Source organism: Aeromonas sp. 1HA1, assembly GCF_029237385.1.
GTDB classification, from domain to species: Bacteria; Pseudomonadota; Gammaproteobacteria; order Enterobacterales; family Aeromonadaceae; genus Aeromonas; species Aeromonas popoffii.
Map to the genome: position 1 here is coordinate 1 of NZ_JAACGC010000120.1, position 6,609 is coordinate 6,609.

Below are 6,609 nucleotides of genomic sequence, written 5' to 3' on the forward strand. Positions count from 1 at the left end.
ACCAGCATTTTGACTATCCGGGCCGCTACAAGCAGGACGGCAGTGGCAAGGCGTTTGCCCAGCACCGGCTCGATGCGCTGCGCAATGACGCGGTCAGCGGCAGTGGCAAGTCCAACAGCGCAGCCCTGCTGCCGGGCCAGACATTTTCACTCACCGAGCATCCGAACGGCAGCCTCAACACCGACTGGCAAATCGTTCATATCCGCCACACCGGCGAACAGCCGCAGGCGCTGGAGGAGGAGGGCGGCAGTGGCCCGACCGTGTACCACAACGAATTTAGCGTGGTCAAAGCGAGCACCACCTGGCGGGCGCGCATCGGCAGCCCCGAGGCACCCCATAAGCCGATGGTGGATGGCCCGCAAATCGCCAGCGTGGTGGGCCCGGAGGGGGAGGAGATTTACTGCGACGAACACGGTCGGGTAAAACTGCAATTCCCGTGGGACCGCTACGGTAGCTCCAACGACCAGAGCTCCTGCTGGGTGCGGGTGAGTCAGGGCTGGGCCGGTGGCCAGTACGGCATGATGGCCATCCCGCGTATCGGCCATGAGGTCATCGTGAGCTTTCTGGAAGGAGACCCCGACCAGCCCATCGTCACCGGTCGCACCTTCCACGCCACCAACCGACCGCCTTACGAGCTGCCAGCCAACAAGACCCGCACCGTGCTGCGCACCGAGACCCATCAGGGGGAAGGTTTTAACGAGCTGCGCTTCGAAGACCAGGCGGGTCAGGAAGAGATTTACATCCACGGTCAGAAAGACCTGAATGTGCTGATAGAGAACGACGCTGCTTGGCACATCAAGCATGACCAGCACACCGACATCGACAATGAGCGCGTCACCCGCATCAAGGCCAACGACCACCTGACGGTGGAAGGCGAGAAGCGCGACCACATCAAGGCTGACTACTCCCTCACGGTAGATGCTTCCCTGCACCAGAAGCTGGCCCAGTCACTGCTGGTTGAAGCGGGCCAAGAGGTCCACATCAAGGCCGGTAACAAGATTGTGCTGGAAGCAGGCTCCGAGTTAACCCTCAAGGTCGGTGGCAGCTTTTTGAAAGTTGACCCCAGTGGTGTCACCCTGGTCGGTCCCAGCATCAAGATGAACTCAGGGGGTAGCCCTGGCTCCGGCTCTGGTTGGGCGGGTCAGATGCCCGGCTTGCCAGGTGCGGTGAAAGTACCCCCCGCACCCCCGGCTAATATCCCGGCGTTCTCGATTCAAAAGAGCATGGAGTCCATGGCTGCACTAGTGAAGCCTTGTCCCTTCGCCAAGGGAGGTAAGGCATGACCTTTCAAGAATGGCGTAACCAACAACCGGGCCAGCTTTTTGCCATCGTCGATGCGACATTGGATACCACTGCCGTTGCGAGTTTCTGTGCCATGGGGGGAGAGCATGCCTCCCCCTTGTTTGCCGGTACGGCCTTTGCAGACCAAGCCGAGCAAGGCCCCTGGCTATTACCGTCTCCCACTCCTGAGTTTATTGCCGCTCACCCGCAACTTGGCGGCTTTTATGTCGTCAGCAGCGCCCCCATGGATGTGGTACAGCAGCATTGGCAAAGCCTGATAGAGGTGGCGTTTGAAGGGGAGGTGATGTGGCTGCGCTACGCCGATAACCGGGTTTTCCCCAAGATGCTCGACACCATGAGTCAGCAGGAGCTCGATGATGTGCTCGGCCCCTGCTTGAGCCTGTGGGCTAACGACAGCGCTTGGCTACGTACGCCTGATGCCGAATTTACTCCCCGCCAAGCACCCTGGTTTCGCGTCCTGCCTCACCACCTGGCACCGCTGTATGACGAAAGCCGTCACGCCTACATCCTCTCGCGCCACTTCTGGCAGCGCATGGAGGATATGATGGCGCGTCATCCCAATCCGGAAGCCGCAATTGCCACAGTCCTCAAGCAGGCCAATCAGGGTGGGTTAGAAGGTGACATCCTTGATGGCGTTGTGGCTGGCGCTCTCACGTTGCAGGCTAATATGGCGCTCGATGCCATCAGAGCGCCATTGATGCTGACTAACGACGAACTGGCTCAGGTGAAGAACTGGCTGAACAAACACCCTGAATTGATAGGAGCCGTGTAATGGCTATCAGTGCCCACTGCATCCCCTGTGAGCAAAGTAACTGCTGGATTGAGATAGACGTTCGGGATGAACAGAACCGCTCGTTCAAGGGGCAAAAAGCCACCTTGACCGACGCTGCAGGCAAAACCCAAACCGTGACCCTGAAAGACGGTCCAACCCTGGTACAAGGCTTTGCGGTCGGTCCGGTGACGGTCAAGCTGGAAACCCAGCCTTGGTTGAAAGCCGCCCAGTCCCGTGAAGCCCTAAAAGAAGGCGAGACCAGCAAGGTCCCCCCCTATACCGACAAGCTCTTCGGACACTGCGATATGAAGCGTGAGCTCGTCAAGGTGACCACTGGCGACCTTTGCCTCACCGACCCCGAGCAGCCGCTACCGGAAGGGCATCAAGCAGGAAAAGCCCAGCCCCCGCGCTTTATCACCAAGCACTCCTATGTGATTGAGGTGAAGGGCTATCAGCTGAATATCCTGCGTATCGGGGTGTTCTTTGATGGCACCGCCAACAACACCTTCAAGCACAAGGGGGGGAAAAGCGCATTGGAGGAGGCCTTGGCGCAATGCAGCCCGGAAGAACAGCAGATATTGCTGGAGCAGTGTTTTGAAGGGGCGTTGCCTGATGGTCTGAATAACAGTGAGAAGAACGACATCACCAATATCGGCAAGGCTCATGACTTGTATCTCCCCCCAAGTAAGCGGTCTCTTATCGTGAAGGTTTATGTTGAGGGGATAGGCACAACCCAAGGTGAGGATGACACCGGTGTGGGTCTGGGGGCTGATAAAGGTAAGACCTCCAGCGCCTCCCGTGTCGAACAGGCTTGTCGTACCCAGATTGTTGCAGAAATAAAAGAACAACTTGAGAGCATACTGCCCACCATCGAGTGCATTCATAAGGTCGAGTTCGATGTCTTTGGCTTTAGCCGAGGCGCATCTGCCGCTCGCCAGTTTGTAAACCGTATCGACCAAAAGGGGGACCACCCACTGGTGGAAGCCATGGCTGCTGACCCTGATATTCCCTTGAAAGCGGGCTTTGACTGGGCCAGTCGTGATGATGTGCGGATCCAGTTTGTCGGGCTGTTTGATACCGTGGTCAGCTCCTATCTGTGGGGTAAACGTAATGTGACGTTGGCTCCTGACTGCGCCGAGCGGGTGGTGCATATCGTTGCTGCCGATGAGTGGCGCTATCACTTTGACTTGACCCGTATCACCGACGATGCCGCAGGTACCGCGATTGCGGATAATTTTACCGAAGTGATTATTCCCGGCGCCCACTCCGATATCGGTGGGGGCTATTACAGCCGCTGGAGTTTGCGTGATCCCAACTATGCGTCACCGCTGATCACTGAAAATAGTGTGATTGGGACCTTCAGTTCCGATGAGTTGCCGCACATCCATCCAACGGATGCCCAGGCATATCGGGATGCCAGTGCCTATGCCAAAATGCAGGCTGGACAAGGCTGGGGCAAAGGCGTTTTGTCCTTGGCTAGCCATCTTGATACAACTCAGCTTGGTTATTTGAATGTACGCCCCAGGTCGCTGGGCCCGATCACGGGCAGTCAATCTGGCGGTCATAGAAACATCAGCGTCGATGTGGTGCTGCACCGGGTGGTGGAGGGGGAGTATTCACGGATCCCGTTGCACATGATGGTGGAAGCTGCGCGGGATGCCGGTGTGCCGTTCGATAAATGGGATCCTACGGATAAGGGATTGCGGATGGACAGCGCTCTTTCATGCCCCACTGTGAACCTGGCCAAACTCGATGAGCTATGGGTTGATGTGGCCAAACGGCGCGGAGAGGTGATCAACTTGGCTCGTCGCTTACCTGACGAGGTGTACCAAAAGTTGCGACAGGATTATGTGCACTACAGCGCAGATACCGGGCTAGTTAACAAGCCCAATAGGGTTAGTGACAAAGAGATCCGCAAGCTGACGGGTAATAAAAAGGGAGGTTATTAATGCGCTGGATTCTCTTATTGCTGCTGTTGCCATTAGTCGCAGCCTGCCAAGCTGCCCCCACAGGCCCCAAACAACTGGACTGGCGCCATATGGTGGGGTCCAACGCTGATCAGATATGGGTGAATGAAGTCCTTTTTTATCGTCAAGGCAAATTGGTAGATGCCTCAACCAACGGAGCGTCTAGCCGAGTTGATACAGAATCGCTTCGTGAAAGGGACTATCGCTGGTTGATCACTGCCGGTCGCCGAGATATTCACCCGGCTCCAGATACAGTTGAAGTAGAGTGGGTTTCATTTCATGACAAGAAACGCTATCGGATTAGCTTGGTGTTGCCAGCAGAGCTGGAAAGCATGATTGCACAACCTTATCGCATCAAGGTGAGGGATGAGTGGCGTGAAGTACGCCGAGATAACATTGGCTTAGGTATGGCCACCGGTGGCTATGTGGAAGCGTTTTTAACCAATGCCAAAGTGAAGCCTGATATCCTGCTGGCTAGGGGGATTGCCAAAGAGGTCACAGATGACCCCTATGATCAACGTTTCCCGCTCGCCAGTCAGTTTGAAAATCGTTGGGCTGATTTTGACGAAAACTACAGCAAAGCTTATCAACTCTATCCAGTTCCCAGTGGTATGGCCTGGGCCCCGGTCATGGACGCTTACCGAGCGGCGCAGCCCAAGACAGATACAGACCCAGTGCAATGATGGCTTCCATGCGCTGGATTCTATTATTGCTGCTGTTGCCGTTAGTCGCAGCCTGCCAAGCAGCCCCCACAGGCCCCAAACAGCTGGATTGGCGCCATATGGTGGGCACCAATGCCGATCAGATATGGGTGACTGAGGTGCTCTTTTATCGTCAGGGCAAGTTGGTGGATGCCTCAACCAATGGGGCTCTACGCTCAGTTAGCGCCAAATCGTTAAAAGAGAAAGATTACCGCTGGAGCATCGGCAAGGGCCGTCGTGATATTCACCCCGCCCCCGATCGGGTGGAAGTGGAGTGGGTTTCATATCATGACAAGAAGCGCTATCGGATTAGCCTGGCGTTGCCCGCAGAGCTGGAAAGCATGATTGCGCAGCCTTATCGCATCAAGGTGAGAGATGAGTGGCGTGAAGTACGCCGCGATAACATTGGCTTAGGCATGGCCACCGGCGGCTATGTGGAAGCGTTTTTAACCAACGCCAAAGTGAAGCCTGATATCTTACTGGCCAGGGGAATTGCCAAAGAGGTCACAGATGATCCCTATGATCAACGTTTCCCGCTCGCCAGTCAGTTTGAAAATCGTTGGGCTGATTTTGACGAAAACTACAGCAAAGCCTATCAACTCTATCCAGTTCCCAGTGGTATGGCCTGGGCTCCGGTCATGGACGCTTACCGAGCGGCGCAGCCCAAGACAGATACAGACCCAGTGCAATGATGGCTTCCATGCGCTGGATTCTCTTACTGCTGCTGTTGCCGTTCGTCACGGCCTGCCAGGCTGCCACTACCGGCCCCAAGCAGTTGGACTGGCGCCATATGGTGGGTTCCAACTCAGATGAACTATGGGTGACCGAGGTACTCTTTTATCGCCAGGCCAAGTTGGTTGATGCCTCGACGAATGGTTCCGCCGGATTTTTTGGGGCTGAAGGGTTAAAAGAAAAAGACTATCGCTGGAGTATTTCAAAAGGGAGCCACACCACGCGGCCAATTCCGGATCGGGTGGACCTAGAGTGGATTTCATTTCATGACAAAAAGCGCTATCGCATTAGCTTGGTATTGCCAGCAGAGCTGGAAAGCATGATTGCACAACCTTATCGCATCAAGGTAAGGGATGAGTGGCGTGAAGTACGCCGAGATAATATTGGCTTAGGTATGGCTAGCGGCGGCTATGTGGAAGCATTTTTAACCAGTGTCAGAGTGACACCTGATATCCTGCTGGCCAGGGGGATTGCTAAGGAAATTCAAACCTCGCAAGACAAGGAAAATCCTGTCACCAAAGTCTACAAAGAGTGGTTCGACGATTTTGATAAAGCATACGGTGATGACTACAAGCAATACCCCACCCCCAGTGGTATGGCCTGGGCCCCGATAATGGACGCTTATCGTGCGGCGCAGCCTAAGACTGATATAAACCCAGTGCAATGATGATGCGCTGGTTATTACTGCCATTACTGTTACTGGGGTTGGTGGGATGCAATGACAACGGTCCGACCAAGATGGATTGGAGCTACAGCGTTGGGTCCAATGCAGATGAAATCTGGCATACCCGCGCCCTGTTTTTTCGGGAGGGGGGGAGAACGCATGAATCTAGCGGTGGCACAGTCTCCGCCGTGAGCGAGCGGCTTTTAAAAGACAAGAGCTATCGCTGGTTTGTCGGAGCTGGCCGGAGTTTTTACGGCCAGCCGGTACCTGACAAGGTAGAGATCGAATGGGTGTCATTTCACGACAAAAAGCGGTACGGCATCACGCTGGATTTGCCTAAAGATCGTAAGCGTCCAGCGAAGGCCGTATTGACAGGGGCGACAGGCTATTCAGCAGGTAGAGCAACACGCCAAGGCAGCAGTTCACTGACCCGGTTCACCGGCCAGTCTGCGATCACATTCAATACATGTC

Annotated in this window: 6 protein-coding genes and 1 pseudogene; all 7 read left to right on the forward strand. The window is 55.3% G+C overall.

What is annotated here, in order from left to right:
• Window positions 1-1,283, forward strand: a 1,283-nt coding sequence (tssI, locus tag GWQ22_RS20585; protein ID WP_275931502.1) for a type VI secretion system tip protein TssI/VgrG, incomplete at its 5' end; no start/stop codon positions are given.
• Window positions 1,280-2,074: a DUF4123 domain-containing protein gene (locus tag GWQ22_RS20590; protein WP_275931503.1), complete on the forward strand. Its 795-nt coding sequence runs from the start codon at window positions 1,280-1,282 to the stop codon at window positions 2,072-2,074. The genes tssI and GWQ22_RS20590, both read left to right, overlap by 4 nt.
• Window positions 2,074-4,023: a DUF2235 domain-containing protein gene (locus GWQ22_RS20595; protein WP_275931504.1), complete on the forward strand. Its 1,950-nt coding sequence runs from the start codon at window positions 2,074-2,076 to the stop codon at window positions 4,021-4,023. The genes GWQ22_RS20590 and GWQ22_RS20595 overlap by 1 nt, the downstream gene beginning before the upstream one ends.
• On the forward strand, window positions 4,023-4,724 hold the full coding sequence (locus tag GWQ22_RS20600) for a DUF2931 family protein (RefSeq protein WP_275931505.1): 702 nt from the start codon (window positions 4,023-4,025) through the stop codon (window positions 4,722-4,724). Before GWQ22_RS20595 ends, GWQ22_RS20600 begins: the two co-directional genes overlap by 1 nt.
• Window positions 4,725-4,732: 8 nt before the next feature.
• Window positions 4,733-5,434, forward strand: a complete 702-nt coding sequence (locus GWQ22_RS20605; protein ID WP_275931506.1) for a DUF2931 family protein — start codon at window positions 4,733-4,735, stop codon at window positions 5,432-5,434.
• An 8-nt stretch (window positions 5,435-5,442) separates the two neighbouring features.
• The gene (locus GWQ22_RS20610; protein WP_275931507.1) at window positions 5,443-6,141 is read left to right on the forward strand and encodes a DUF2931 family protein; all 699 of its coding nucleotides are present in this window, start codon (window positions 5,443-5,445) and stop codon (window positions 6,139-6,141) included.
• A 71-nt stretch (window positions 6,142-6,212) separates the two neighbouring features.
• Window positions 6,213-6,428: pseudogene (locus GWQ22_RS20615) on the forward strand (hypothetical protein); the annotation flags it as partial.
• Window positions 6,429-6,609: the final 181 nt, after the last annotated feature.

Bases quoted from the DNA above. Each gene is read 5' to 3' on its own strand.
- GWQ22_RS20590 (WP_275931503.1), top strand. From the start codon at position 1,280: ATGACCTTTCAAGAATGGCGTAACCAACAACCGGGCCAGCTTTTTGCC.
- GWQ22_RS20595 (WP_275931504.1), top strand. From the start codon at position 2,074: ATGGCTATCAGTGCCCACTGCATCCCCTGTGAGCAAAGTAACTGCTGG.
- GWQ22_RS20600 (WP_275931505.1), top strand. From the start codon at position 4,023: ATGCGCTGGATTCTCTTATTGCTGCTGTTGCCATTAGTCGCAGCCTGC.
- GWQ22_RS20605 (WP_275931506.1), top strand. From the start codon at position 4,733: ATGCGCTGGATTCTATTATTGCTGCTGTTGCCGTTAGTCGCAGCCTGC.
- GWQ22_RS20610 (WP_275931507.1), top strand. From the start codon at position 5,443: ATGCGCTGGATTCTCTTACTGCTGCTGTTGCCGTTCGTCACGGCCTGC.